This is a genomic window from Citrobacter braakii (genome assembly GCF_002075345.1).
GTDB lineage: Bacteria > Pseudomonadota > Gammaproteobacteria > Enterobacterales > Enterobacteriaceae > Citrobacter > Citrobacter braakii.
The window spans coordinates 118,090-142,398 of the sequence record NZ_NAEW01000006.1 but is presented as its reverse complement, the minus strand read 5'-3'; the positions used below and the strand labels follow the sequence as shown (position 1 = coordinate 142,398).

Genomic DNA, 24,309 nt, shown 5'->3' with positions numbered 1-24,309 from the left:
CTAGCGCATAAACGCTGGCTGCTTGTCTTCGTACTCGGTGATGGCTGCTTCATGCTGCAGCGTCAGCCCGATGCTGTCCAGACCGTTCAGCATGCAGTGGCGGCGGAAGTCGTCGATTTTAAAGCTGTAGGACTTATTGCCCGCTTTCACCACCTGCGCTTCCAGATCCACTTCAAATTTAATGCCCGGATTGGCTTTCACCAGGGCGAACATTTCATCTACCTGCGCGTCGCTCAAGGTCACCGGCAGCAGTTGGTTATTGAAGCTGTTGCCGTAGAAGATGTCAGCGAAGCTTGGCGCGATCACTACTTTAAAGCCGTAATCGGTCAGCGCCCATGGCGCATGTTCACGGGAAGAGCCGCAGCCAAAGTTTTCCCGCGCCAGCAGAATTGACGCGCCTTTATATTCCGGGAAGTTCAGTACGAACTCTGGGTTAGGCTGTTGCCCTTTTTCATCTAGAAAACGCCAGTCGTTAAACAGATGAGCGCCAAAACCGGTGCGCGTAACCTTCTGCAAAAACTGTTTGGGAATAATCGCGTCGGTATCCACGTTGGCGGCATCCAGTGGGACAACCAGGCCGGTATGTTGGGTAAATTTCTCTGCCATGGTAGTTTCCTTATTTGATGCTGCGAATGTCGGCAAAATGACCGGTAACGGCGGCAGCGGCGGCCATGGCCGGGCTGACTAAGTGCGTGCGACCACCGCGGCCCTGGCGGCCTTCAAAGTTACGGTTGCTGGTGGATGCACAGCGCTCGCCTGGGTTCAGGCGGTCATTGTTCATGGCCAGACACATGGAACAGCCCGGTAAACGCCATTCAAACCCGGCTTCGATGAAGATCTTGTCCAGACCTTCCGCTTCAGCCTGCGCTTTCACCGGACCAGAACCCGGCACAACCAGCGCCTGTACGCCTGGCGCAACTTTGCGCCCTTTGGCGATTTGGGCCGCAGCGCGTAAATCTTCAATACGCGAGTTGGTACAGGAACCGATAAACACTTTATCAATAGCCACTTCTGTTAACGGAATACCCGGTTTCAGCCCCATATATGCCAGCGCTTTTTCAGCCGATGCGCGCTCAACGGGATCGGAAAATGACGCCGGGTCGGGAATATTATCGTTCACCGAGATGACCTGACCCGGGTTCGTACCCCAAGTGACCTGCGGTGCGATCTCTTCTGCCTGCAGGGTAACGACGGTATCAAACGTCGCGTTGTCGTCGGTTTTCAGCGTTTTCCAGTACGCAACCGCGTTGGTAAAATCCTCACCCTTCGGTGCGTGTAAACGACCCTGCACATAGTTAAAGGTGGTTTCATCCGGTGCGACCAGACCTGCTTTGGCGCCCATTTCAATGGCCATGTTGCACAGGGTCATACGACCTTCCATGCTCAGCGCACGGATGGCTTCGCCACAAAATTCAACGACGTGTCCGGTACCGCCTGCACTACCGGTTTTACCGATAATCGCCAGCACGATATCTTTGGCGGTAATGCCAGGTGCTGCTGTGCCGTTAACTTCAATCTTCATGGTTTTGGCACGCCCCTGTTTCAGGGTCTGCGTCGCCAGAACGTGTTCAACTTCAGAGGTGCCAATACCAAAGGCCAGCGCGCCAAACGCGCCGTGTGTGGCGGTGTGGGAGTCGCCGCAAACGATGGTCATACCCGGCAACGTTACGCCTTGCTCAGGCCCCATCACGTGAACGATCCCCTGATACGGGTGGTTCAGGTCGTACAGTTCGACGCCAAATTCATTGCAGTTTTTGATTAATTCCTGCATCTGAATGCGGGCCATTTCGCCGGAAGCGTTAATGTCTTTGGTCTGCGTGGAGACGTTATGGTCCATGGTGGCAAAGGTTTTACCCGGCTGGCGCACCTGACGGCCATGCGCACGCAGGCCATCAAACGCCTGCGGAGAGGTCACTTCATGCACCAGATGTCTGTCGATATACAACAGCGGGGTTTCGTTTTGCGCTTCGTAGACGACGTGCGCATCGAACAATTTTTCGTATAACGTTTTGGCCATGATTACACCCCTTCTGCGACGTAACGGGCAATAATGTCACCCATTTCATCGGTACCGACTGCGGCAGCGCCACGGGCTAAGTCACCGGTGCGAATGCCTTCTTCTAATGCGCGGTTGATGGCGCTCTCAATTGCGGTTGCCGCATCATTGGCGTCCAGGCTGTAGCGCAGCAGCAGCGCCAGCGAAAGGATTTGGGCGATAGGGTTAGCAATGTTTTTCCCGGCGATATCCGGAGCGGATCCGCCAGCGGGCTCGTACAGACCAAAGCCCTGCTCATTCAGGCTGGCGGACGGTAACATCCCCATTGATCCGGTGATCATGGCGCATTCGTCAGACAGAATGTCGCCAAACAAGTTGGAGCACAGCAGCACGTCGAACTGGGATGGATCTTTGATCAACTGCATCGTCGCGTTGTCGATGTACATATGCGCCAGCTCAACATCCGGATATTCATTAGCAATTTCATTGACGATTTGGCGCCACAGAATAGACGTTTGCAGTACGTTGGCTTTATCAATCGACGTGACTTTGCGGCGACGCTGGCGAGCAGATTCAAACGCGATACGTGCGATACGCTCGATCTCGAAACGGTGATAAACCTCGGTATCAAAGGCTTTTTCATGTTGTCCGCTGCCTTCGCGGCCTTTTGGCTGACCGAAGTAGATACCGCCGGTCAGTTCGCGCACGCACAGGATGTCGAAACCGTTCGCGGCAATATCTGCGCGCAGAGGGCAAAATGCTTCCAGACCCTGGTACAGCTTAGCCGGGCGCAGATTGCTGAATAATTTGAAGTGTTTACGCAACGGCAGCAGCGCGCCGCGTTCAGGCTGCTGATTGGGTGGCAGATTTTCCCATTTCGGGCCGCCAACGGAGCCAAACAGAATGGCGTCAGCTTGCTCACAGCCTTCAACCGTCGCTGGTGGCAGCGGCTGACCATGGTTATCGATAGCGGCCCCCCCCACGTCGTAGTGGCTGGTGGTAATGCGCATGTTAAAACGGTTGCGGATTGCGTCCAGTACCTTCAGGGCTTGCGCCATCACTTCCGGGCCAATACCGTCGCCCGGCAAAACAGCAATATGATAATTCTTCGACATCACACGGTTTCCTTGTTGTTCTCGTTGTTCTGAGCTTTGCGTTGCAATTCTTTTTCGACTTCTTCGGCGCGCCAAATGTTGTTCAGCACATGAACCATCGCTTTCGCGGACGATTCGACGATATCTGTTGCCAGACCGACGCCGTGGAAGCGGCGGCCGTTATAATTAGCAACGATATCCACCTGGCCCAGCGCATCTTTACCGTGCCCTTTGGCGGTCAGGCTGTATTTCACCAGTTCGATGTTGTACTCGGTCACACGGTTGATGGCCTGATAAATGGCATCGACCGGACCGTTACCGTTCGCCGCTTCGGCTTTGACTTCTTCACCGCAGGCCAGCTTGACGGAGGCGGTGGCGATGTCATTTGAGCCGGACTGCACGCTGAAGTAATCCAGACGGAAATGCTCCGGCTCTTCCTGCTGTTTATTAATAAAGGCCAGCGCTTCCAGGTCGTAATCAAATACCTGACCTTTTTTATCCGCCAGCTTCAGGAATGCGTCGTACAGGTTGTCCAGGTTGTATTCATTCTCTTTATATCCCATCTCGTCCATACGGTGTTTCACTGCGGCGCGTCCGGAACGGGAAGTCAGGTTCAACTGCACCTGGTTCAGACCGATGGATTCAGGCGTCATGATTTCGTAGTTTTCACGATTTTTCAGTACGCCGTCCTGATGGATGCCAGAGGAGTGGGCAAAGGCGCCGCTACCGACAATGGCTTTGTTGGCCGGAATAGGCATGTTGCAGATTTGGCTGACTAACTGACTGGTACGCCAGATTTCCTGGTGATTAATGCGGGTCTGTACGTTCAGGATATCTTTGCGCACTTTGATCGCCATGATCACTTCTTCCAGTGAGCAGTTACCGGCGCGTTCGCCGATACCGTTCATCGCGCCTTCCACCTGGCGAGCACCGGCGTGGACGGCCGCCAACGCGTTGCCAACGCCCAGACCTAAATCATCATGGGTGTGCACGGAGATGATGGCTTTATCGATATTCGGTACGCGTTCATACAGACCAGAAATGATTGCTCCGAATTCGAAAGGCATGGTGTAGCCAACGGTATCGGGGATATTGATGGTTTTGGCACCCGCATTAATCGCGGCTTCGACCACGCGGGCCAGATCGGCAATAGGGGTACGGCCAGCATCCTCGCATGAGAACTCCACGTCATCTGTATAATTACGCGCACGCTTCACCATGTAGACTGCTCGCTCGATCACTTCATCCAACGTGCTGCGCAATTTCGTCGCGATATGCATCGGCGAGGTGGCGATGAACGTATGAATGCGGAAAGCCTCAGCGACCTTCAGAGATTCTGCGGCAACGTCGATATCTTTTTCTACGCAGCGGGCTAAGGCGCAAACGCGGCTGTTCTTCACCTGACGAGCGATGGTTTGTACGGACTCAAAGTCACCCGGTGAAGAGACCGGAAAACCGACCTCCATCACGTCAACGCCCATACGCTCGAGGGCCAGCGCAATCTGCAGTTTTTCTTTCACACTCAGGCTCGCCTGTAACGCCTGTTCACCGTCACGTAAGGTGGTATCGAAAATAATGACTTGCTGGCTCATGGTTTAGGTCCTTGGTCTTTAGGGCGCCTTGCTTCGAGCATAAAAAAACCCGCGCAACGGCGCGGGTTTTTTGTCTTAACTGGAGCTGACTTAATGCTAAATGTCGTCCACCAGTCTACCGCGCAATGAGAATGCGTTTAGTAGTAGTAGACCGATAAAACGAGCAATGTAAGTCATCAATCAAGCTCCAGGCGAATGCGATATGCTTTTAGTGGTACTGGATATGAAGACTGATGTCAACCCCATTCCCTGCAAATGCTCCCGTTAAGGGGGAAAGTTTCTGATAAACTTAAGCGAATTGTGCTGAATTTCTCAGGGTATATAAAATTAATCATCTGATCGTTGAACATATTTTTCACGGTTTGACATATTTAAGCATATTTATTTGCATTTATGGTAACGAAGAACTAAAGATAACGCCTCATTTGGGATTTCATATCTTTATGATTTATCAGCTTTTATATTCATTTTGAATGGATGAAACCAATGTGTTACCCAATAATTGATAAATTAATGTTAACTTTTAATGTGTTAATAATAGAAATGTTTAATTAAAACTTAAATACATATTCACTGTGCGTATGATTGTGTATTCGCCACGCTTATGGTTATATTGTTTTCGAAATTTAAACATATGAATCATCGCGCAGTGACATCTGCCGCACTACGCTTGTGGTGTTCTTTTGTACATTTAGATTTGTGCCTTTATGTTTTCCTAATTTTAATGTTTTTCCTTTTTCTTATTTTATATGCATGGTAAATCATATTAACGGAGATTATTTCTGCACTCCGTCTGGGAAAAGGGAGTTTAGAGTGACAGTGGAGTTAAATATGCCAGAAGTAAAAATAATAGATAAATCTAATCTCATAGAGATGGGGAAGCCACAGCTTCGCATGGTTGATCTTAATTTATTAACTGTTTTTGATGCGGTGATGCAGGAACAAAATATTACGCGTGCTGCACATACGCTGGGGATGTCGCAACCCGCTGTCAGTAATGCGGTCGCACGCCTGAAAGTCATGTTTAACGATGAGCTTTTTGTTCGTTATGGCCGTGGAATCCAGCCGACAGCAAGAGCCTTCCACCTGTTTGGCTCCGTTCGTCAGGCATTGCAATTAGTGCAGAATGAACTGCCTGGTTCTGGCTTTGAACCTACCAGCAGCGAGCGTGTATTCAATCTTTGCGTATGCAGTCCATTGGATAATATTCTAACTTCGTTGATTTATAATCGAGTTGAACAAGTCGCGCCGAACATTAATGTCGTTTTTAAATCTTCACTAAATCTAAATACCGAGCACCAATTACGTTATCAGGAAACTGAGTTTGTTATTAGCTATGAAGAATTCCGTCGTCCGGAATTTACCAGTGTTCCGTTATTCAATGACGAAATGGTGTTAGTGGCAAGCAAAAAACATCCGCGCATTAGTGGCCCATTGCTGGAAAGCAATCTCTATCATGAACAGCATGCCGTGGTTTCGCTTGATCGCTTCGCCTCATTCAGCCAGCCGTGGTATGACACACCGGATAAACAATCCTGCGTGGCTTATCAGGGAATGGCATTAATCAGCGTGCTTAATATTGTGTCGCAAACGCACCTGGTCTCTATTGCGCCGCGTTGGTTGGCGGAAGAGTTCGCCGATTCTTTAGAACTGCAGATATTGCCTTTACCTTTAAAATTGAATAGCCGCACATGTTATCTTTCCTGGCATGAGGCTGCGGGGCGCGATAAAGGACATCAATGGATGGAAGAACTGTTGGTCTCCGTCTGTAAGAAGTAGCCGCTGGCAGAATAAATCGGGGAATACATCTGGTTTATTCTGCTTTTGTCTTTATATCTAAAATTTTGTGCTGAACTCGACTTTTTACGTATGTCCGAAAGTGTAAAAAAATAGACTAATTGCTGTAAGTCCCCCTTTTTAAGCGATTATTTATCATATCAATTGCTTATGCTGGTTTAATTCTCCATTTATTCAATTCTTACCTCCGTTTTATTCTTATTTACTCCAGTGCCACCCCTTCGGAGTCAATTGCCATGCGTCATCGTCAGCGGTTAATGTGTTGTTAAACCGTAATTCATTATAAGAGTGAGGCAAGCCATGGAGATGTTGTCTGGAGCCGAGATGGTCGTCCGATCGCTTATCGATCAGGGTGTGAAGCAGGTATTCGGTTATCCCGGGGGGGCCGTCCTCGATATTTATGATGCATTGCATACGGTCGGCGGTATTGATCATGTGTTAGTCCGTCATGAGCAAGCCGCGGTACATATGGCTGATGGCCTGGCGCGTGCCACGGGAGAAGTGGGCGTCGTTTTGGTCACTTCCGGACCAGGGGCAACCAATGCGATCACCGGGATTGCAACAGCATATATGGATTCCATTCCGTTGGTGATCCTCTCTGGCCAGGTCGCCACCTCCCTGATTGGCTACGATGCCTTCCAGGAGTGCGACATGGTGGGTATATCCCGCCCGGTGGTAAAACACAGTTTTCTGGTTAAACAAACGGAAGATATCCCGCAGGTGCTGAAAAAAGCCTTCTGGTTGGCGGCAAGCGGTCGTCCGGGGCCGGTGGTGGTGGATTTGCCGAAAGATATTCTGAATCCGGCGAAAAAACTGCCTTATAGCTGGCCGGAGTCGGTGAGTATGCGTTCGTATAACCCGACAACGACCGGGCACAAAGGACAGATAAAACGTGCTTTGCAGACGCTGGTGGCGGCGAAGAAACCGGTTGTCTATGTTGGTGGTGGCGCGGTGAATGCCGCCTGTCACGAACAACTGGGGCAAATTGCCGAAGCACTTAATCTGCCGGTTGTCTCCTCGCTGATGGGGTTAGGCGCGTTTCCGGCCACGCATCGCCAGGCGCTGGGAATGTTGGGCATGCATGGTACTTACGAAGCGAATATGACCATGCATCATTCTGATGTGATCTTTGCCGTCGGCGTTCGTTTTGACGATCGAACGACCAATAACCTGGCAAAATATTGCCCGAATGCGACCGTGCTGCATATCGACATCGATCCGACCTCAATTTCAAAAACCGTCACTGCGGATATTCCGATTGTGGGCGATGCTCGCCTGGTGCTGGATCAGATGCTTGAACTGCTGCCGCAGGAGAAATCGCAGCAGCCGCTGGATGATAACCGTGACTGGTGGCAACAGATCGAACACTGGCGCGCTCGTCAGTGCCTGAAATACGACACGCAAAGTGAAAGTATTAAACCGCAGGCGGTGATTGAAACCATCTGGCGTCTGACGAAAGGGGATGCATACGTGACCTCTGACGTTGGCCAGCATCAAATGTTTGCCGCACTTTACTATCCGTTCGATAAACCACGCCGCTGGATTAACTCAGGCGGCCTCGGCACCATGGGATTCGGTTTACCCGCGGCGTTAGGGGTGAAAATGGCGCTGCCGGATGAAACGGTGGTGTGCGTTACCGGGGATGGCAGCATTCAGATGAACATCCAGGAACTGTCGACGGCGCTGCAATATGAGCTACCGGTACTGGTGCTCAACCTTAACAACCGCTATCTCGGCATGGTCAAACAGTGGCAGGACATGATTTACTCCGGGCGTCACTCCCAGTCTTACATGCAGTCGCTACCCGATTTTGTGCGCCTTGCTGAAGCTTATGGGCATATCGGTATCCAGATTAATCATCCAGGCGAACTGGAGAGCAAGCTGGGCGAAGCGCTGGAACATGTGCGTAACCATCGCCTGGTGTTTGTTGATGTCACCGTCGACGGCAGTGAGCATGTCTACCCGATGCAGATTCGTGGGGGCGGGATGGACGAAATGTGGTTAAGTAAAACGGAGAGGACCTGATTATGCGCCGGATATTATCAGTATTGCTGGAAAACGAGTCGGGTGCATTGTCACGTGTGATTGGCCTCTTCGCCCAGCGCGGATACAACATTGAAAGCCTGACCGTCGCGCCGACTGACGACCCGACCTTATCGCGGATGACGATTCAAACGGTAGGGGATGAGAAAGTCCTGGAGCAGATCGAAAAGCAGCTACACAAACTGGTGGATGTTCTGCGCGTCAGCGAACTGGGGCAGGGCGCCCACGTTGAACGAGAAATCATGCTGGTGAAAATCCAGGCCAGCGGCTATGGCCGGGAAGAGGTGAAACGCAACACGGAGATATTCCGTGGGCAAATCATCGATGTTACGCCGTCGATCTACACCGTACAGCTGGCGGGCACCAGCGATAAGCTGGATGCGTTTCTGGCAACGCTACGGGAAGTCGCCAAAATCGTGGAAGTTGCCCGTTCCGGCGTGGTGGGGCTTTCCCGCGGCGATAAAATTATGCGCTAACGCTTACCTGACCTACGCGAGATGCATTGGCTACTGGTTGCTTTTTTTTGCGAAATCAGCAGTAACCAGAGACAAAAGCGGTTGCCGCAGTCATTATTCTGCGCTTAGATGTTAAGAAGTTTAACCCATGCCATCTCAAAGGTTATGGTTTGTACATTTTACGCAAGGGGCAATTGTGAAACTGGATGAAATCGCTCGGTTGGCCGGCGTTTCGCGAACGACTGCAAGCTACGTTATTAACGGCAAAGCAAAGCAATACCGCGTAAGCGACAAAACGGTTGAAAAAGTCATGGCGGTGGTGCGTGAGCATAATTACCACCCGAATGCCGTGGCGGCCGGGCTGCGTGCTGGACGCACACGTTCTATCGGGCTGGTGATCCCGGATCTCGAGAACACGAGCTATACCCGGATCGCAAACTATCTGGAGCGCCAGGCGCGTCAGCGCGGGTATCAACTACTGATTGCCTGCTCTGAAGATCAGCCGGATAACGAAATGCGCTGTATTGAGCATCTTTTACAACGTCAGGTTGATGCCATTATCGTTTCGACTTCCTTGCCGCCTGAACATCCGTTTTATCAGCGCTGGGCGAACAGTTCATTCCCGATTGTGGCGCTGGATCGCGCGCTGGATCGTGAACATTTCACCAGCGTGGTGGGCGCAGACCAGGATGATGCGCAGATGCTGGCGGAGGAGTTACGTAAATTCCCTGCTGAAACCGTGCTCTATCTGGGGGCGCTTCCTGAATTGTCCGTCAGTTTCCTGCGCGAACAGGGTTTCCGTACCGCGTGGAAGGACGATCCGCGTGAAGTGCATTTTCTCTATGCCAACAGCTATGAGCGGGAGGCGGCCGCGCAGTTATTTGATAAATGGCTGGAAACGCATCCAATGCCTCAGGCGCTGTTTACCACGTCGTTTGCCCTGTTGCAGGGGGTGATGGATGTGACCCTGCGCCGCGACGGGCAGTTACCGTCTGATTTAGCGATTGCGACTTTTGGCGACCACGAGCTGCTCGACTTCCTGCAGTGCCCGGTTCTGGCGGTGGCGCAGCGCCATCGAGATGTCGCGGAACGCGTGTTGGAGATTGTGTTGGCAAGCCTGGATGAGCCGCGTAAACCCAAACCAGGTTTAACGCGTATACGGCGTAATCTGTACCGTCGCGGTATTCTAAGCCGTAACTAAGTTGCCTCAATTGATGATGTCGGCGGATAAGCCTCTGACATCATCAATTATCCCGTTCTCGGAAATAACCGCATTATAATTAAGAATATTCTTTAGAATTATCTGAAATTGATTCTTCTATTATGCCGAATTAAAAATGCAACTATCCATTTTTGGGTAATTGAGACGTAACGATGCGTTACGGTTGTATTATTTTGTTACAAGCATGTAGGGGTTTGCCGAATTAACAAACACTTTACTGGTGTGTTGCGACAATCTCGGCCTGATCTCGCTCCTGTGCGGCGTACAGACTGATTAACTGGTACTGTTATCTCGCTGCATATTGTCCTAAAATGCCGCTCGCGTCGCAAACTGACACTTTATATTTTTCTTTTGATGATATTCAGTTGTTTTAAACAATCATGAGTTGTTGGATTTTTTTCTTACAAATATTCATGACGTTAATTTGCTTCGTTTGCTGTACGGAATTTGTTCAACGCTGATATTAGCCGTAAACAATGGGTTTTTTGCTCCGCTAAGCGCCGTGACTTGCTTGACAAGGTTTTCCTCCGCTCCGTAAACTCCTTTAAGTGGGAATTTGTGGGATAAAGTGGTAATCGGGGGTGAGGCTGGCATGTTCCGGGGAGCAACGTTAGTTAATCTCGACAGTAAAGGGCGCTTATCTGTGCCTACCCGTTATCGGGATCAACTGCTCGAGAGCGCTACCGGTCAAATGGTTTGCACCATTGACATCCATCACCCGTGCCTGCTGCTGTATCCCCTGCCTGAATGGGAAATTATCGAGCAGAAGTTATCGCGTCTGTCGAGCATGAATCCAGTTGAGCGTCGCGTACAGCGCCTGTTGTTGGGTCATGCTAGCGAATGTCAGATGGATAGCGCTGGCCGATTATTGATAGCGCCCATTCTGCGGCAACACGCAGGGCTAACGAAAGAAGTGATGCTGGTTGGGCAGTTCAATAAGTTTGAGCTGTGGGATGAAACGACCTGGTATCAACAGGTCAAGGAAGATATCGACGCTGAGCAGTCTGTTACCGGCGCGCTGTCGGAACGATTGCAGGATTTGTCTCTATAAAATGATGGAAAATTATAAACATACAACGGTGTTGCTGGATGAAGCCGTAAACGGCCTGAATATTCGTCCAGACGGCATCTACATTGACGGGACATTTGGTCGCGGTGGTCACTCACGTCTGATCCTCTCGCAACTTGGCGAAGAGGGGCGTTTACTGGCCATCGATCGCGATCCGCAGGCGATTGCCGTTGCAAAGACGATTACCGATCCCCGTTTTTCCATCGTCCATGGTCCTTTTTCTGCGCTGGCTGATTATGTCGCCGAGCGCGGACTTACCGGTAAGATCGACGGGATTCTTCTCGATCTTGGGGTTTCTTCTCCACAGCTTGATGATGCTGAGCGCGGATTCTCATTTATGCGTGACGGTCCGTTAGATATGCGTATGGACCCAACACGCGGTCAGTCAGCGGCCGAATGGCTGCAAACCGCCGATGAAGCAGACATTGCCTGGGTGATTAAAACCTTTGGCGAAGAGCGCTTCGGCAAACGTATTGCTCGCGCCATCGTAGAGCGCAACCGCATCGAACCGATGACCCGCACTAAAGAGCTGGCGGAAGTGATTGCGGCGGCAATGCCGGTGAAAGACAAATTCAAACATCCCGCGACCCGTACCTTCCAGGCGGTGCGCATTTGGGTGAACAGTGAACTGGAGGAGATAGAGCAGGCGCTAAAAAGCTCGCTCAGCGTGCTGGCACCAGGTGGTCGCCTTTCGGTAATCAGTTTCCATTCGCTTGAAGATCGCATTGTGAAACGCTTTATGCGCGAACAAAGCCGTGGTCCTCAGGTTCCGGCTGGAATACCGATGACCGAAGCGCAGATCAAAAAGCTGGGCGGCCGTGAGTTAAGAGCACTAGGCAAGATGATGCCGGGTGAAGAAGAGGTAGCTGAAAATCCTCGTGCCCGTAGTTCAGTTCTGCGTATTGCAGAGAGGACGAACGCATGATCAGCAGAGTGACAGAAGCCCTCAGCAAAGTTAAAGGATCGATAGGAAGCAACGAGCGCCATGCCTTGCCTGGCGTGATCGGTGACGATCTTTTGCGGTATGGGAAGCTGCCACTCTGCCTGTTCATTTGCATTATTTTGACGGCGGTTACCGTCGTGACAACAGCACACCATACGCGGTTACTAACCGCGCAACGTGAGCAGCTGGTTCTGGAGCGAGATGCGTTGGATATCGAATGGCGCAACTTGATCCTTGAGGAGAACGCGCTCGGCGACCATAGCCGTGTTGAACGGATCGCAACGGAAAAGCTGCAAATGCAGCATGTTGATCCCTCACAAGAAAATATCGTAGTACAAAAATAAGGATAAACGCGACGCATGAAAGCAGCGGCAAAAACGCACAAGCCAAAACGCCAGGAAGAACAAGCCAACTTTATCAGTTGGCGTTTTGCGTTACTGTGCGGCTGTATTTTGCTGGCACTGGGTTTTCTGCTGGGGCGCGTTGCCTGGCTGCAAATCATCGCGCCGGACATGCTGGTGCGTCAGGGCGATATGCGCTCTCTGCGCGTACAGGAAGTGTCCACATCGCGCGGGATGATTACCGACCGTTCAGGTCGTCCGCTGGCGGTGAGCGTTCCGGTTAAGGCGATTTGGGCCGACCCCAAAGAGGTGCATGACGCAGGCGGCGTAAGCGTTGGTGAACGCTGGAGAGCGCTGTCGACCGCGCTGAATCTCCCGCTCGATCAACTGGCTTCCCGCATTAACGCCAACCCGAAAGGGCGCTTTATCTATCTGGCGCGTCAGGTAAACCCTGACATGGCTGACTACATCAAAAAACTGAAGCTGCCAGGCATTCACCTGCGCGAAGAATCCCGCCGTTACTATCCTTCCGGAGAAGTGACCGCTCACCTTATCGGCTTTACTAACGTCGACAGCCAGGGGATTGAAGGCGTTGAGAAGAGCTTCGACAAATGGCTCACCGGGCAACCGGGCGAACGTATTGTACGTAAAGACCGTTATGGCCGCGTCATTGAGGATATTTCCTCAACCGACAGCCAGGCGGCGCATAACCTTGCGCTAAGTATCGATGAGCGTTTACAGGCGCTGGTCTACCGCGAACTGAATAACGCCGTGGCGTTTAACAAGGCGGAGTCAGGCAGTGCGGTACTGGTGGATGTGAACACCGGTGAAGTGCTGGCGATGGCCAACAGCCCGTCCTACAACCCGAACAATCTCACCGGTACGCCGAAGGATGCGATGCGTAACCGTACGATTACCGACGTGTTTGAACCGGGTTCCACTGTCAAACCGATGGTGGTGATGACGGCGCTGCAGCGTGGCGTGGTTCGCGAAAATACCGTACTTAACACTATCCCTTACCGAATTAATGGCCACGAAATTAAAGACGTGGCGCGTTATAGCGAATTGACCCTCACCGGGGTTTTGCAGAAGTCGAGTAACGTCGGTGTTTCCAAGCTGGCGTTAGCGATGCCGTCCTCAGCGTTAGTAGACACTTACTCACGTTTTGGGCTGGGAAAAGCGACCAATTTGGGGTTGGTCGGAGAACGCAGTGGCTTATATCCTCAAAAACAACGGTGGTCTGACATAGAGAGGGCCACCTTCTCTTTCGGCTACGGGCTAATGGTAACGCCGTTACAGTTAGCGCGAGTCTATGCAACGATCGGCAGCTATGGCGTTTATCGGCCACTGTCGATCACCAAAGTTGACCCTCCTGTTCCGGGCGAGCGTATCTTCCCGGAATCAACCGTGCGTACCGTGGTGCACATGATGGAAAGCGTGGCGCTGCCCGGCGGCGGCGGCGTGAAGGCGGCGATTAAAGGCTATCGTATCGCCATTAAAACCGGTACGGCGAAGAAAGTAGGGCCGGATGGCCGCTACATCAACAAATACATTGCTTATACCGCAGGCGTTGCGCCTGCGAGTCAGCCGCGCTTCGCGCTGGTTGTTGTTATCAACGATCCGCAGGCGGGTAAATACTACGGTGGCGCCGTTTCCGCGCCGGTCTTTGGTGCCATCATGGGCGGCGTACTGCGCACCATGAACATCGAGCCGGATGCGCTGACAACGGGCGATAAAAATGAATTTGTGAATAATCAAGGCGAGGCAACAGGTGGCAGATCGTAATTTGCGCGACCTTCTTGCTCCATGGGTGCCGGGTGCACCGGAGCGAGCACTGCGGGAGATGACGCTCGACAGCCGTATGGCTGCATCGGGCGATCTCTTTGTCGCAGTATTGGGTCATCAGGCGGACGGGCGTCGGTATATCCCGCAGGCGATAGCGCAAGGTGTGGCTGCCATTATTGCAGAAGCAAAAGATGAAGCTACTGACGGTGAAATCCGTGAAATGCACGGCGTTCCAGTTATCTATCTCAGTCAGCTTAACGAACGTTTATCTGCACTGGCGGGCCGCTTTTACCACGAGCCTTCTGAAAAAATGCGACTGGTCGGCGTGACCGGGACCAACGGTAAAACCACCACCACCCAATTGCTGGCACAGTGGAGCCAACTGCTTGGCGAAACCAGCGCGGTGATGGGAACAGTCGGCAATGGCCTGCTGGGCAAAGTGATCCCGACGGAAAATACCACCGGTTCAGCCGTAGATGTCCAGCATGTGCTGGCAGGGCTGGTTGCACAAGGCGCAACGGTTGGCGCAATGGAAGTGTCTTCACACGGTCTGGTTCAGCATCGCGTGGCGGCGCTGAAGTTTGCCGCATCAGTATTTACTAACTTAAGCCGCGACCATCTTGATTACCACGGCGACATGGAACATTACGAAGCCGCGAAATGGCTGCTGTATTCCACGCACCATTGCGGCCAGGCCATCGTTAATGCGGATGATGAAGTCGGTCGTCGCTGGTTGGCCAAACTTCCGGATGCGGTTGCCGTATCGATGGAAGATCACATCAACCCGAACTGTCATGGTCGTTGGTTAAAGGCGATTGACGTGAATTATCACGACAGCGGGGCAACAATTCGTTTTACCTCCTCATGGGGTGACGGCGAAATTGAAAGTCGCCTGATGGGCGCGTTTAACGTCAGCAATCTGCTGTTGGCGCTGGCAACGCTGCTGGCGTTGGGATATCCGTTAGCTGATTTACTGAAAACGGCGACACAATTACAGCCAGTTTGTGGGCGCATGGAAGTGTTCAGCGCGCCGGGTAAAACCACCGTTGTGGTTGATTATGCCCATACGCCAGATGCGCTGGAAAAAGCGCTGCAGGCGGCACGTCTGCACTGTACTGGCAAACTGTGGTGCGTCTTTGGTTGCGGCGGCGATCGCGACAAAGGCAAACGTCCGTTGATGGGCGCGATTGCCGAGCAGTTTGCTGATGTTGTCGTGGTGACCGATGACAACCCGCGTACCGAAGAGCCGCGCGCCATTATTAACGACATTCTGGCGGGTATGCTGGATGCCGGACAGGCGAAAGTGATGGAAGGTCGCGCAGAGGCTGTGACAAACGCCATTATGCAGGCGAAAGAAAACGATGTGGTGCTGGTGGCCGGGAAAGGTCACGAAGACTACCAGATCGTTGGCTCGCAGCGCCTCGACTATTCTGACCGCGTCACGGCAGCGCGTCTGCTGGGAGTAATCGCATGATTAGCGTAACGCTCAGCCAACTGGCGGAGATCCTCCGTGGCGAACTGAAAGGAGCCGATCTGACTCTTGATGCGGTGACAACCGATACGCGTAAAGTTACGCCGGGCTGCCTGTTTGTCGCGCTGAAAGGCGAACGCTTTGATGCCCACGATTTCGCAGACAAGGCGCAAGAGAGCGGGGCGGGTGCGCTGCTGGTCAGCCGTCCGTTGGACACCAACCTGCCGCAGCTGATTGTTAAAGATACACGTCTGGCGTTTGGTGAACTGGCGGCATGGGTACGCGCTCAGGTTCCGGCGCGCGTTGTCGCGCTGACCGGCTCTTCCGGTAAAACGTCTGTCAAAGAGATGACCGCATCCATTCTGAGTCAGTGTGGCAACACCTTATATACCGCGGGCAACCTGAATAACGACATCGGCGTACCGATGACGCTGTTGCGCTTAAACAACGATTACGACTATGCCGTGATTGAGCTTGGCGCTAATCATCAGGGCGAAATCGCCTGGACCGTTGGCCTGACGCGTCCGGAAGCGGCGCTGGTGAACAACCTGGCAGCCGCGCATCTGGAAGGCTTTGGTTCACTGGCGGGTGTTGCGAAGGCAAAAGGTGAGATTTTTACCGGCCTGCCAGCGAACGGAATCGCCATTATGAATGCCGACAATAACGACTGGCTGAACTGGCAGAGCATTATCGGCGATCGCAAAGTCTGGCGCTTCTCCCCGAATGCGGCCAACAGCGACTTTTCGGCGGCCAATGTTCATGTGACTTCACACGGCACAGAGTTTTCTCTGCAAACGCCAACCGGAAGCATTGATGTTCTGCTGCCGCTGCCGGGTCGTCACAACATTGCTAACGCCCTGGCGGCGGCTGCGCTCTCTATGGCGGTAGGCGCGACGCACGAAGCGATTAAAGCGGGTCTGAAGGAGCTGCAAGCGGTACCGGGGCGTCTGTTCCCGATTCAACTGGCAGAAAATCAGCTACTGCTGGATGACTCCTATAACGCAAATGTCGGGTCAATGACCGCAGCGGTAAACGTGCTGTCCGAAATGCCGGGCTACCGCGTGCTGGTCGTTGGCGATATGGCAGAGCTTGGCGCGGAAAGCGAAGCATGCCACGTGCAGGTGGGTGACGCTGCGAAGGCTGCAGGTATCGACCGTGTGCTGAGTACAGGGAAACTGAGTCAGGCAATTAGCCATGCCAGCGGTGCGGGTGAGCATTTTGCGGATAAAACCGCGTTGACCGCGCATCTTAAGGCGCTGATTGCAGAACATCAGATTATGACGATTTTAGTGAAGGGTTCACGTAGTGCCGCCATGGAAGAGGTAGTACGCGCATTACAGGAGAATGGGACATGTTAGTTTGGCTGGCCGAACATTTGGTCAAATATTATTCCGGCTTTAACGTCTTTTCCTATCTGACGTTTCGCGCCATCGTCAGCCTGCTGACCGCGCTGTTCATCTCTTTGTGGATGGGCCCGCGCATGATCGCCCGCTTGCAAAAAATGTCCTTTGGACAGGTCGTGCGTAACGACGGTCCGGAATCACACTTCAGTAAACGCGGTACGCCGACCATGGGCGGGATTATGATCCTCACCGCGATTGTTATCTCCGTACTGCTGTGGGCATACCCGTCGAACCCGTACGTATGGTGCGTGCTGGTGGTATTGGTCGGTTACGGCATTATCGGTTTTGTCGATGACTACCGCAAAGTGGTACGCAAAGACACCAAGGGCCTGATCGCGCGCTGGAAATACTTCTGGATGTCGGTGATTGCGCTGGGCGTGGCCTTTGCCCTGTATCTGGCTGGTAAAGATACCCCGGCCACTGAGCTGGTGGTGCCGTTCTTTAAAGACGTGATGCCCCAGTTGGGGCTGTTCTACGTGCTGCTGGCGTACTTCGTGATTGTGGGTACTGGCAACGCGGTCAACCTCACCGATGGTCTGGATGGTCTGGCGATTATGCCGACCGTCTTTGTGGCCGCAGGTTTTGCGTTGGTAGCGTGGGCGACCGGTAACATGAACTTCGCCAACTATCTGCATATTCCCTATTTACGTCATGCCGGCGAATTAGTGATCGTCTGTACGGCAATTGTCGGTGCGGGGTTAGGCTTCTTGTGGTTTAACACCTATCCGGCGCAGGTCTTTATGGGCGACGTCGGATCGCTGGCGCTGGGCGGCGCGCTGGGCATTATTGCCGTGCTGCTGCGTCAGGAGTTCCTGCTGGTGATCATGGGCGGTGTATTCGTCGTAGAAACACTGTCGGTCATTTTGCAGGTTGGCTCCTTTAAGCTGCGCGGACAGCGCATCTTCCGTATGGCGCCGATCCACCATCACTATGAACTGAAAGGTTGGCCGGAACCGCGCGTAATTGTGCGCTTCTGGATTATTTCGCTGATGCTGGTGCTGATTGGCCTGGCAACGCTGAAGGTACGTTAATCATGGCTGATTACCAGGGTAAAAAAGTCGTCATTATCGGTCTGGGTTTGACCGGGCTGTCCTGCGTGGATTTCTTCCTGGCGCGTGGCGTGACGCCGCGCGTAATGGATACCCGCGCGACGCCGCCGGGCCTGGACAAATTACCGGAAGCGGTTGAGCGTCATGTTGGCAGTCTGAATGATGACTGGCTGCTGGCCGCTGATCTTATTGTCGCCAGCCCTGGTATTGCCCTGGCGCATCCTTCGTTGAGCGCCGCCGCCGATGCGGGAATTGAAATTGTCGGCGACATTGAGCTGTTCTGTCGCGAAGCACAGGCACCGATCGTCGCGATCACCGGTTCCAACGGGAAAAGCACAGTCACTACGCTGGTAGGTGAGATGGCGAAAGCGGCCGGTGTGAACGTGGGGGTTGGCGGTAATATTGGCCTGCCCGCGCTGATGCTGCTGGATGACGAACGTGAGCTGTATGTTCTGGAACTGTCGAGCTTCCAACTGGAAACGACCTCCAGCTTACAAGCCGTAGCCGCTACCATTTTGAACGTCACCGAAGACCATATGGACAGATATCCGTTTGGCTTGCAGCAGTATCGTGCGGCCAAACTGCGCGTCTATGAAAACGCGAAAGTGTGTGTGGTCAACGCTGATGATGCGCTGACCATGCCGGTTCGCGGGGCGGATGAGCGTTGCGTGAGCTTTGGCATCAACATGGGTGACTATCACCTGAACCGTCAGCAGGGCGAAACCTGGCTGCGAGTGAAGGGTGAAAAAGTTCTTAACGTGAAAGAGATGACGCTTTCCGGTCAGCATAACTATACCAACGCCCTGGCTGCGCTGGCGCTGGCGGATGCCGCAGGTCTGCCGCGGGCGTCGAGCCTGAAAGCGCTCACCACGTTTACCGGTCTGGCGCACCGTTTTCAGACTGTGCTTGAGCACAACGGCGTGCGCTGGATTAACGATTCTAAAGCCACCAACGTCGGAAGCACTGAAGCCGCGCTGAATGGCCTGCACGTTGACGGTACGTTGCACCTGTTGCTGGGGGGAGACGGGAAATCCGCTGACTTTACGCCGCTGCAACGATACCTGACCGGCGACAACATTCGTCTGTACTGCTTTGGTCGCGATGGCGCGCAGCTTGCCGCTCTGCGACCTGACGTTACGGAACAAACTGAAACCATGGAGCAGGCAATGCGTCTGCTCGCACCGCGCGTGAAGTCGGGCGATATGGTGCTGCTGTCGCCCGCCTGCGCCAGCCTCGACCAGTTCAAGAACTTTGAGCAACGTGGTGACGTCTTTACCCGCCTGGCGAAGGAGTTGGGTTGATGCGCTTATCTCTCCCTCGTCTGAGAATGCCGCGCTTACCGGGACTGGGTATCCTGGCGTGGGTCTTCGCGGCACTTAAAGGCTGGGTGATGGCTTCGCGTGATAAAGACGCGGACAGCCTGATCATGTATGACCGCATGCTGCTGTGGTTGACCTTTGGTCTGGCAGCGATCGGTTTTGTGATGGTGACATCGGCATCGATGCCCGTTGGACAACGTCTGGCGGGCGATCCTTTCCTGTTTGCTAAGCGTGATGCACTGTACATCTTCCTCGCCTTCTGCCTGGCGATGGTGACGCTGCGTCTGCCGATGGAGTTCTGGCAAAAGTACAGTACGACGATGCTGATAGCCTCGATCATCATGCTGCTGATTGTGCTGGTGGTGGGTAGCTCCGTTAACGGGGCGTCGCGCTGGATTGCGCTGGGGCCGCTGCGTATTCAGCCTGCGGAATTTACCAAGCTGTCGCTGTTCTGTTACCTCGCCAACTACCTGGTGCGTAAAGTTGATGAAGTGCGTAACAACTTGCGCGGTTTCTTAAAACCGATGGGCGTGATCCTGGTGCTGGCTATTTTACTGCTGGCACAGCCTGACCTTGGTACGGTGGTAGTGCTGTTTGTCACTACCCTGGCGATGCTGTTTCTCGCCGGAGCGAAACTGTGGCAGTTCATTGCCATTATCGGCATGGGGATTTCAGCGGTCGTGCTGCTGATCCTTGCCGAACCGTATCGTATTCGCCGCGTAACCTCTTTCTGGAACCCATGGGAAGATCCGTTCGGCAGTGGCTACCAGCTGACGCAATCCCTGATGGCATTTGGTCGCGGTGAGGTTTGGGGGCAGGGCTTAGGTAATTCAGTCCAAAAACTGGAGTATTTACCAGAAGCGCATACCGACTTCATCTTCGCCATCATTGGGGAAGAGCTGGGTTATATCGGTGTGGTATTGGCACTTTTAATGGTATTCTTCGTCGCTTTTCGCGCGATGTCGATTGGCCGTAAGGCGTTGGAAATTGACCACCGTTTTTCAGGCTTTTTAGCCTGCTCAATCGGGATCTGGTTTAGCTTCCAGGCACTGGTAAACGTCGGTGCGGCTGCGGGTATGCTGCCAACCAAAGGTCTGACGCTGCCGCTGATCAGTTATGGTGGTTCAAGTTTGTTGATTATGTCGACGGCCATCATGTTTTTGTTACGTATTGATTATGAAACGCGTCTGGAAAAAGCCCAGGCGTTTACACGAGGTGCACGATGAGTGGTCAACCGAAGCGGTTAATGGTGATGGCAGGCGGTACCGGCGGGCATGTGTTCCCGGGGCTGGCGGTCGCGCACCATTTAATGGCCCAGGGCTGGCAGGTTCGTTGGCTGGGCACCGCCGATCGTATGGAAGCGGACTTAGTGCCGAAACACGGCATTGAAATTGACTTTATTCGTATCTCCGGTTTGCGTGGTAAAGGCGTCAATGCGCTGCTTGCCGCACCTGTGCGTATTTTTAATGCCTGGCGTCAGGCGCGCGCCATCATGAAGCAGTTTAAACCCGATGTGGTGCTGGGTATGGGCGGCTACGTGTCTGGCCCTGGCGGTCTGGCGGCCTGGTCATTAGGTATTCCGGTTGTACTGCATGAGCAGAACGGCATTGCGGGATTAACTAACAAATGGCTGGCGAAGATTGCCACTACGGTGATGCAGGCTTTTCCTGGCGCTTTCTCGAATGCGGAAGTGGTGGGCAACCCAGTGCGCACTGACGTGCTGGCGCTGCCGTTGCCAAAAGTGCGTCTGGCCGGGCGTGAAGGTCCGGTTCGTGTGTTGGTCGTCGGGGGATCTCAGGGCGCACGCGTACTGAACCAGACGATGCCGCAGGTTGCCGCAAAGCTTGGCGACGCGGTGACTATCTGGCATCAGAGCGGCAAAGGCTCGCAGCAGACCGTTGAACAGGCGTATGCCGACGCGGGACAACCGCAGCACAAGGTCACTGAGTTTATTGATGATATGGCAGCGGCCTACGCGTGGGCTGATGTCGTGGTTTGTCGCTCAGGCGCGCTGACGGTGAGCGAAATTGCCGCCGCAGGTTTGCCTGCGCTGTTTGTGCCGTTCCAGCACAAAGACAGACAGCAGTATTGGAATGCGCTGCCGCTGGAGAAAGCGGGCGCCGCCAAAATTCTGGAGCAGCCGCAGTTTACTGTGGATGCCGTCGCCAGCACCCTTGCCGGGTGGTCGCGAGAAACGTTATTAACCATGGCAGAACGTGCGCGCGCCGCATCCATACCGGATGCCACAGAGCGCGTTGCAAATGAAGTGAGCCGGGCTGCCCGGGCGTAATTGTGGTGATGCCTTTTGCATCGCATGAACTAAGAAGTTAATGGCTAAAGAATGAATACACAACAACTGGCAAAACTGCGTTCCATCGTGCCCGAAATGCGTCGCGTTCGGCACATTCACTTTGTCGGCATCGGTGGTGCTGGTATGGGCGGTATTGCCGAAGTTTTGGCCAATGAAGGTTATCAGATCAGCGGTTCTGACTTAGCGCCGAATCCTGTGACGCAGCAGTTGACGAATCTGGGGGCCACGATTTTCTTCAACCATCGCCCGGAAAACGTGCGCGATGCGAGCGTGGTGGTGGTATCCAGCGCTATTTCTGCGGATAACCCGGAAATTGTTGCAGCGCATGAAGCACGTATTCCGGTGATTCGTCGTGCTGAAATGCTGGCGGAGTTAATGCGTTTTCGTCACGGTATCGCTATTGCCGGGACGCACGGTAAAACCACGACTACGGCAATGGTCTCCAGCATCTACGCGGAAGCGGGTCTGGATCCCACTTTTGTCAACGGCGGTCTGGTGAAGGCCGCAGGCGTGCATGCGCGCCTGGGTCATAGCCGTTATTTGATTGCCGAAGCAGACGAGAGCGACGCGTCGTTCCTGCATTTGCAGCCAATGGTGGCGATCGTCACCAATATCGAAGCCGACCACATGGATACCTACCATGGCGACTTCGAAAATTTAAAGCAGACGTTTATTAATTTCCTGCACAACTTGCCGTTTTATGGTCGTGCGGTGATGTGCGTTGACGATCCGGTTATCCGCGAACTGTTACCGCGAGTTGGCCGTCAAACCACAACCTATGGTTTCAGTGATGATGCCGATGTGCGCGTTGAAGATTACCAGCAGATTGGTCCACAAGGACACTTCACGCTGGTGCGTCAGGGGATGGCCGATTTACGTGTTACGTTAAACGCGCCGGGTCGTCACAATGCACTGAACGCGGCGGCGGCAGTGGCGGTCGCGACGGAAGAAGGTATTGAAGACGACGCTATTCTGCGCGCGCTGGAAAGTTTCCAGGGTACCGGACGTCGTTTTGACTTCCTCGGCGAATTCCCGCTTGAGCCGGTGAACGGTAAAGCCGGGACCGCGATGCTGGTTGATGACTATGGCCACCACCCAACGGAAGTGGACGCCACGATTAAAGCCGCACGCGCGGGCTGGCCGGACAAAAACCTGGTGATGCTGTTCCAGCCGCACCGGTTTACGCGTACACGCGATCTGTACGACGACTTTGCTAACGTGCTGACCCAGGTCGATGCGCTGTTGATGCTGGATGTGTATGCCGCGGGCGAAGCCGCGATTCCGGGTGCCGACAGCCGTTCGTTGTGCCGTACGATTCGTGGCCGCGGTAAGATCGATCCGATTCTGGTATCCGATCCGACCCAGGTGGCAGAAATGCTGGCACCCGTATTAACCGGCAACGATCTGATTTTGGTGCAGGGCGCTGGAAATATCGGCAAAATCGCGCGTTCCTTAGCTGAAATCAAACTGAAGCCGCAAAACCCGGAGGAAGAACAACATGGCTGATAAAATCGCGGTCCTGTTAGGGGGAACCTCCGCTGAGCGTGAAGTATCGCTGAATTCAGGCGCGGCCGTACTGGCAGGATTACGCGAAGGTGGTGTAGATGCCCATCCGGTTGACCCCAAAGAGGTCGATGTCACTCTTTTGAAATCTATGGGGTTTCAGAAGGTGTTTATTGCGCTGCACGGTCGTGGCGGTGAAGATGGCACATTGCAGGGCATGCTGGAGCTGATTGGCCTGCCGTATACCGGCAGCGGCGTCATGGCTTCCGCGATTTCCATGGACAAACTGCGCAGCAAGCTGCTGTGGCAGGGCGCAGGTTTACCCGTCGCCCCATGGGTTGCGCTGACCCGCGCTGAGTTCGAAAAAGGTCTTAGCGATGAAGCAGTTACAAAAATTTCTGCGTTAGGCTTGCCGCTGATTGTAAAGCCAAGCCGTGAAGGTTCCAGCGTAGGGATGTCAAAAGTTGAAGAAGAAAATGCTTTGCAGGGTGCATTAGCATTGGCTTTTCAGCATGATGAAGAAGTACTGATTGAAAAATGGCTCAGTGGCCCGGAATTTACAGTTGCGATACTTGGCGAAGAAATTTTACCGTCAATACGTATCCAACCCGCGGGAACCTTCTATGATTATGAGGCGAAGTATCTCTCTGATGAGACACAATATTTCTGCCCTGCTGGTCTGGAAGTCGAACAAGAAGCCTTTTTACAGGAATTAGTCCTGAAAGCGTGGACTGCATTGGGCTGTAAAGGTTGGGGTCGCATTGACGTCATGCTGGACAGCGATGGCCAGTTTTATCTGCTGGAAGCGAATACCTCTCCGGGTATGACCAGTCACAGTCTGGTGCCGATGGCGGCGCGTCAGGCGGGCCTGAGCTTCTCGCAGTTGGTGGTAAGAATTCTGGAGTTGGCGGACTGA

21 protein-coding genes are annotated in these 24,309 nt (G+C 53.4%); 16 read left to right on the top strand and 5 right to left on the bottom strand.

All coding sequences use genetic code 11. The annotated features are described in order from the left end of the window. The 5 genes from leuD to leuL all read right to left on the bottom strand — a co-directional run bounded on the left by leuD (position 1) and on the right by leuL (position 4,859). Entirely contained in the window at positions 1–606 is a 606-nt protein-coding gene (gene leuD, locus BZK42_RS14775) for a 3-isopropylmalate dehydratase small subunit (RefSeq protein WP_080859374.1), read from the bottom strand. A 10-nt stretch (positions 607–616) separates the two neighbouring features. Beyond that, on the bottom strand, positions 617–2,017 hold the full coding sequence (gene leuC, locus BZK42_RS14770) for a 3-isopropylmalate dehydratase large subunit (RefSeq protein WP_016155685.1): 1,401 nt from the start codon (positions 2,015–2,017) through the stop codon (positions 617–619). A 2-nt stretch (positions 2,018–2,019) separates the two neighbouring features. Further along, entirely contained in the window at positions 2,020–3,111 is a 1,092-nt protein-coding gene (gene leuB, locus BZK42_RS14765) for a 3-isopropylmalate dehydrogenase (protein ID WP_016155686.1), read from the bottom strand. Beyond that, complete coding sequence (leuA, locus tag BZK42_RS14760) at positions 3,111–4,682, bottom strand: 2-isopropylmalate synthase (RefSeq protein WP_016151686.1); 1,572 nt, start codon at positions 4,680–4,682, stop codon at positions 3,111–3,113. Before leuA ends, leuB begins: the two co-directional genes overlap by 1 nt. 96 nt (positions 4,683–4,778) lie before the next feature. Continuing rightward, positions 4,779–4,859, bottom strand: a complete 81-nt coding sequence (leuL, locus tag BZK42_RS28320; RefSeq protein WP_135107961.1) for a leu operon leader peptide — start codon at positions 4,857–4,859, stop codon at positions 4,779–4,781. A gap of 654 nt (positions 4,860–5,513) precedes the next feature. Here leuL and leuO point away from each other — a divergent pair. From leuO to BZK42_RS14675, 16 genes are all read left to right on the top strand, one after another. Next, a complete protein-coding gene (leuO, locus tag BZK42_RS14755) occupies positions 5,514–6,461 on the top strand; it encodes a transcriptional regulator LeuO (protein WP_080859373.1) in 948 nt (315 codons plus the stop codon). A 318-nt stretch (positions 6,462–6,779) separates the two neighbouring features. Further along, positions 6,780–8,504, top strand: a complete 1,725-nt coding sequence (gene ilvI, locus BZK42_RS14750; RefSeq protein ID WP_016151688.1) for an acetolactate synthase 3 large subunit — start codon at positions 6,780–6,782, stop codon at positions 8,502–8,504. Between the two features lie 2 nt (positions 8,505–8,506). Further along, complete coding sequence (ilvN, locus tag BZK42_RS14745) at positions 8,507–8,998, top strand: acetolactate synthase small subunit (protein ID WP_003829566.1); 492 nt, start codon at positions 8,507–8,509, stop codon at positions 8,996–8,998. 175 nt (positions 8,999–9,173) lie between these two features. After that, positions 9,174–10,178 (top strand): catabolite repressor/activator, encoded by a 1,005-nt coding sequence (gene cra, locus BZK42_RS14740; protein WP_016151689.1) that lies wholly within the window; start codon positions 9,174–9,176, stop codon positions 10,176–10,178. Between the two features lie 613 nt (positions 10,179–10,791). Next, on the top strand, positions 10,792–11,250 hold the full coding sequence (gene mraZ, locus BZK42_RS14730; RefSeq protein WP_005124560.1) for a division/cell wall cluster transcriptional repressor MraZ: 459 nt from the start codon (positions 10,792–10,794) through the stop codon (positions 11,248–11,250). Between the two features lies 1 nt (position 11,251). Continuing rightward, the gene (gene rsmH, locus BZK42_RS14725) at positions 11,252–12,193 is read left to right on the top strand and encodes a 16S rRNA (cytosine(1402)-N(4))-methyltransferase RsmH (RefSeq protein ID WP_016151690.1); all 942 of its coding nucleotides are present in this window, start codon (positions 11,252–11,254) and stop codon (positions 12,191–12,193) included. Next, on the top strand, positions 12,190–12,555 hold the full coding sequence (ftsL, locus tag BZK42_RS14720) for a cell division protein FtsL (protein WP_006686695.1): 366 nt from the start codon (positions 12,190–12,192) through the stop codon (positions 12,553–12,555). The genes rsmH and ftsL overlap by 4 nt, the downstream gene beginning before the upstream one ends. Before the next feature lie 15 nt (positions 12,556–12,570). Next, a complete protein-coding gene (gene ftsI, locus BZK42_RS14715; protein WP_016151691.1) occupies positions 12,571–14,337 on the top strand; it encodes a peptidoglycan glycosyltransferase FtsI in 1,767 nt (588 codons plus the stop codon). Further along, positions 14,324–15,811 (top strand): UDP-N-acetylmuramoyl-L-alanyl-D-glutamate--2,6-diaminopimelate ligase, encoded by a 1,488-nt coding sequence (murE, locus tag BZK42_RS14710; protein WP_016151692.1) that lies wholly within the window; start codon positions 14,324–14,326, stop codon positions 15,809–15,811. The genes ftsI and murE overlap by 14 nt, the downstream gene beginning before the upstream one ends. After that, a complete protein-coding gene (gene murF, locus BZK42_RS14705) occupies positions 15,808–17,166 on the top strand; it encodes a UDP-N-acetylmuramoyl-tripeptide--D-alanyl-D-alanine ligase (protein ID WP_080859372.1) in 1,359 nt (452 codons plus the stop codon). Before murE ends, murF begins: the two co-directional genes overlap by 4 nt. After that, positions 17,160–18,242, top strand: a complete 1,083-nt coding sequence (mraY, locus tag BZK42_RS14700) for a phospho-N-acetylmuramoyl-pentapeptide-transferase (protein ID WP_016151694.1) — start codon at positions 17,160–17,162, stop codon at positions 18,240–18,242. The genes murF and mraY overlap by 7 nt, the downstream gene beginning before the upstream one ends. A gap of 2 nt (positions 18,243–18,244) precedes the next feature. Continuing rightward, positions 18,245–19,561, top strand: coding sequence for a UDP-N-acetylmuramoyl-L-alanine--D-glutamate ligase (murD, locus tag BZK42_RS14695; protein WP_016151695.1), 1,317 nt, complete (start codon positions 18,245–18,247; stop codon positions 19,559–19,561). Further along, positions 19,561–20,805 carry a cell division protein FtsW gene (gene ftsW, locus BZK42_RS14690; protein WP_016151696.1) on the top strand — a complete coding sequence of 415 codons (1,245 nt, stop codon included), beginning with the start codon at positions 19,561–19,563 and terminating at the stop codon, positions 20,803–20,805. The genes murD and ftsW overlap by 1 nt, the downstream gene beginning before the upstream one ends. Continuing rightward, positions 20,802–21,869 (top strand): undecaprenyldiphospho-muramoylpentapeptide beta-N-acetylglucosaminyltransferase, encoded by a 1,068-nt coding sequence (gene murG / locus BZK42_RS14685; protein ID WP_080859371.1) that lies wholly within the window; start codon positions 20,802–20,804, stop codon positions 21,867–21,869. Before ftsW ends, murG begins: the two co-directional genes overlap by 4 nt. Before the next feature lie 51 nt (positions 21,870–21,920). After that, positions 21,921–23,396 carry a UDP-N-acetylmuramate--L-alanine ligase gene (gene murC / locus BZK42_RS14680; protein ID WP_080859370.1) on the top strand — a complete coding sequence of 492 codons (1,476 nt, stop codon included), beginning with the start codon at positions 21,921–21,923 and terminating at the stop codon, positions 23,394–23,396. After that, positions 23,389–24,309, top strand: coding sequence for a D-alanine--D-alanine ligase (locus BZK42_RS14675; RefSeq protein ID WP_016151699.1), 921 nt, complete (start codon positions 23,389–23,391; stop codon positions 24,307–24,309). The genes murC and BZK42_RS14675 overlap by 8 nt, the downstream gene beginning before the upstream one ends.

Bases quoted from the DNA above. Each gene is read 5' to 3' on its own strand.
- leuD (WP_080859374.1), bottom strand. From the start codon at position 606: ATGGCAGAGAAATTTACCCAACATACCGGCCTGGTTGTCCCACTGGAT.
- leuC (WP_016155685.1), bottom strand. From the start codon at position 2,017: ATGGCCAAAACGTTATACGAAAAATTGTTCGATGCGCACGTCGTCTAC.
- leuB (WP_016155686.1), bottom strand. From the start codon at position 3,111: ATGTCGAAGAATTATCATATTGCTGTTTTGCCGGGCGACGGTATTGGC.
- leuA (WP_016151686.1), bottom strand. From the start codon at position 4,682: ATGAGCCAGCAAGTCATTATTTTCGATACCACCTTACGTGACGGTGAA.
- leuL (WP_135107961.1), bottom strand. From the start codon at position 4,859: ATGACTTACATTGCTCGTTTTATCGGTCTACTACTACTAAACGCATTC.
- leuO (WP_080859373.1), top strand. From the start codon at position 5,514: ATGCCAGAAGTAAAAATAATAGATAAATCTAATCTCATAGAGATGGGG.
- ilvI (WP_016151688.1), top strand. From the start codon at position 6,780: ATGGAGATGTTGTCTGGAGCCGAGATGGTCGTCCGATCGCTTATCGAT.
- ilvN (WP_003829566.1), top strand. From the start codon at position 8,507: ATGCGCCGGATATTATCAGTATTGCTGGAAAACGAGTCGGGTGCATTG.
- mraZ (WP_005124560.1), top strand. From the start codon at position 10,792: ATGTTCCGGGGAGCAACGTTAGTTAATCTCGACAGTAAAGGGCGCTTA.
- rsmH (WP_016151690.1), top strand. From the start codon at position 11,252: ATGATGGAAAATTATAAACATACAACGGTGTTGCTGGATGAAGCCGTA.
- ftsL (WP_006686695.1), top strand. From the start codon at position 12,190: ATGATCAGCAGAGTGACAGAAGCCCTCAGCAAAGTTAAAGGATCGATA.
- ftsI (WP_016151691.1), top strand. From the start codon at position 12,571: ATGAAAGCAGCGGCAAAAACGCACAAGCCAAAACGCCAGGAAGAACAA.
- murF (WP_080859372.1), top strand. From the start codon at position 15,808: ATGATTAGCGTAACGCTCAGCCAACTGGCGGAGATCCTCCGTGGCGAA.
- mraY (WP_016151694.1), top strand. From the start codon at position 17,160: ATGTTAGTTTGGCTGGCCGAACATTTGGTCAAATATTATTCCGGCTTT.
- murD (WP_016151695.1), top strand. From the start codon at position 18,245: ATGGCTGATTACCAGGGTAAAAAAGTCGTCATTATCGGTCTGGGTTTG.
- ftsW (WP_016151696.1), top strand. From the start codon at position 19,561: ATGCGCTTATCTCTCCCTCGTCTGAGAATGCCGCGCTTACCGGGACTG.
- murG (WP_080859371.1), top strand. From the start codon at position 20,802: ATGAGTGGTCAACCGAAGCGGTTAATGGTGATGGCAGGCGGTACCGGC.
- murC (WP_080859370.1), top strand. From the start codon at position 21,921: ATGAATACACAACAACTGGCAAAACTGCGTTCCATCGTGCCCGAAATG.
- BZK42_RS14675 (WP_016151699.1), top strand. From the start codon at position 23,389: ATGGCTGATAAAATCGCGGTCCTGTTAGGGGGAACCTCCGCTGAGCGT.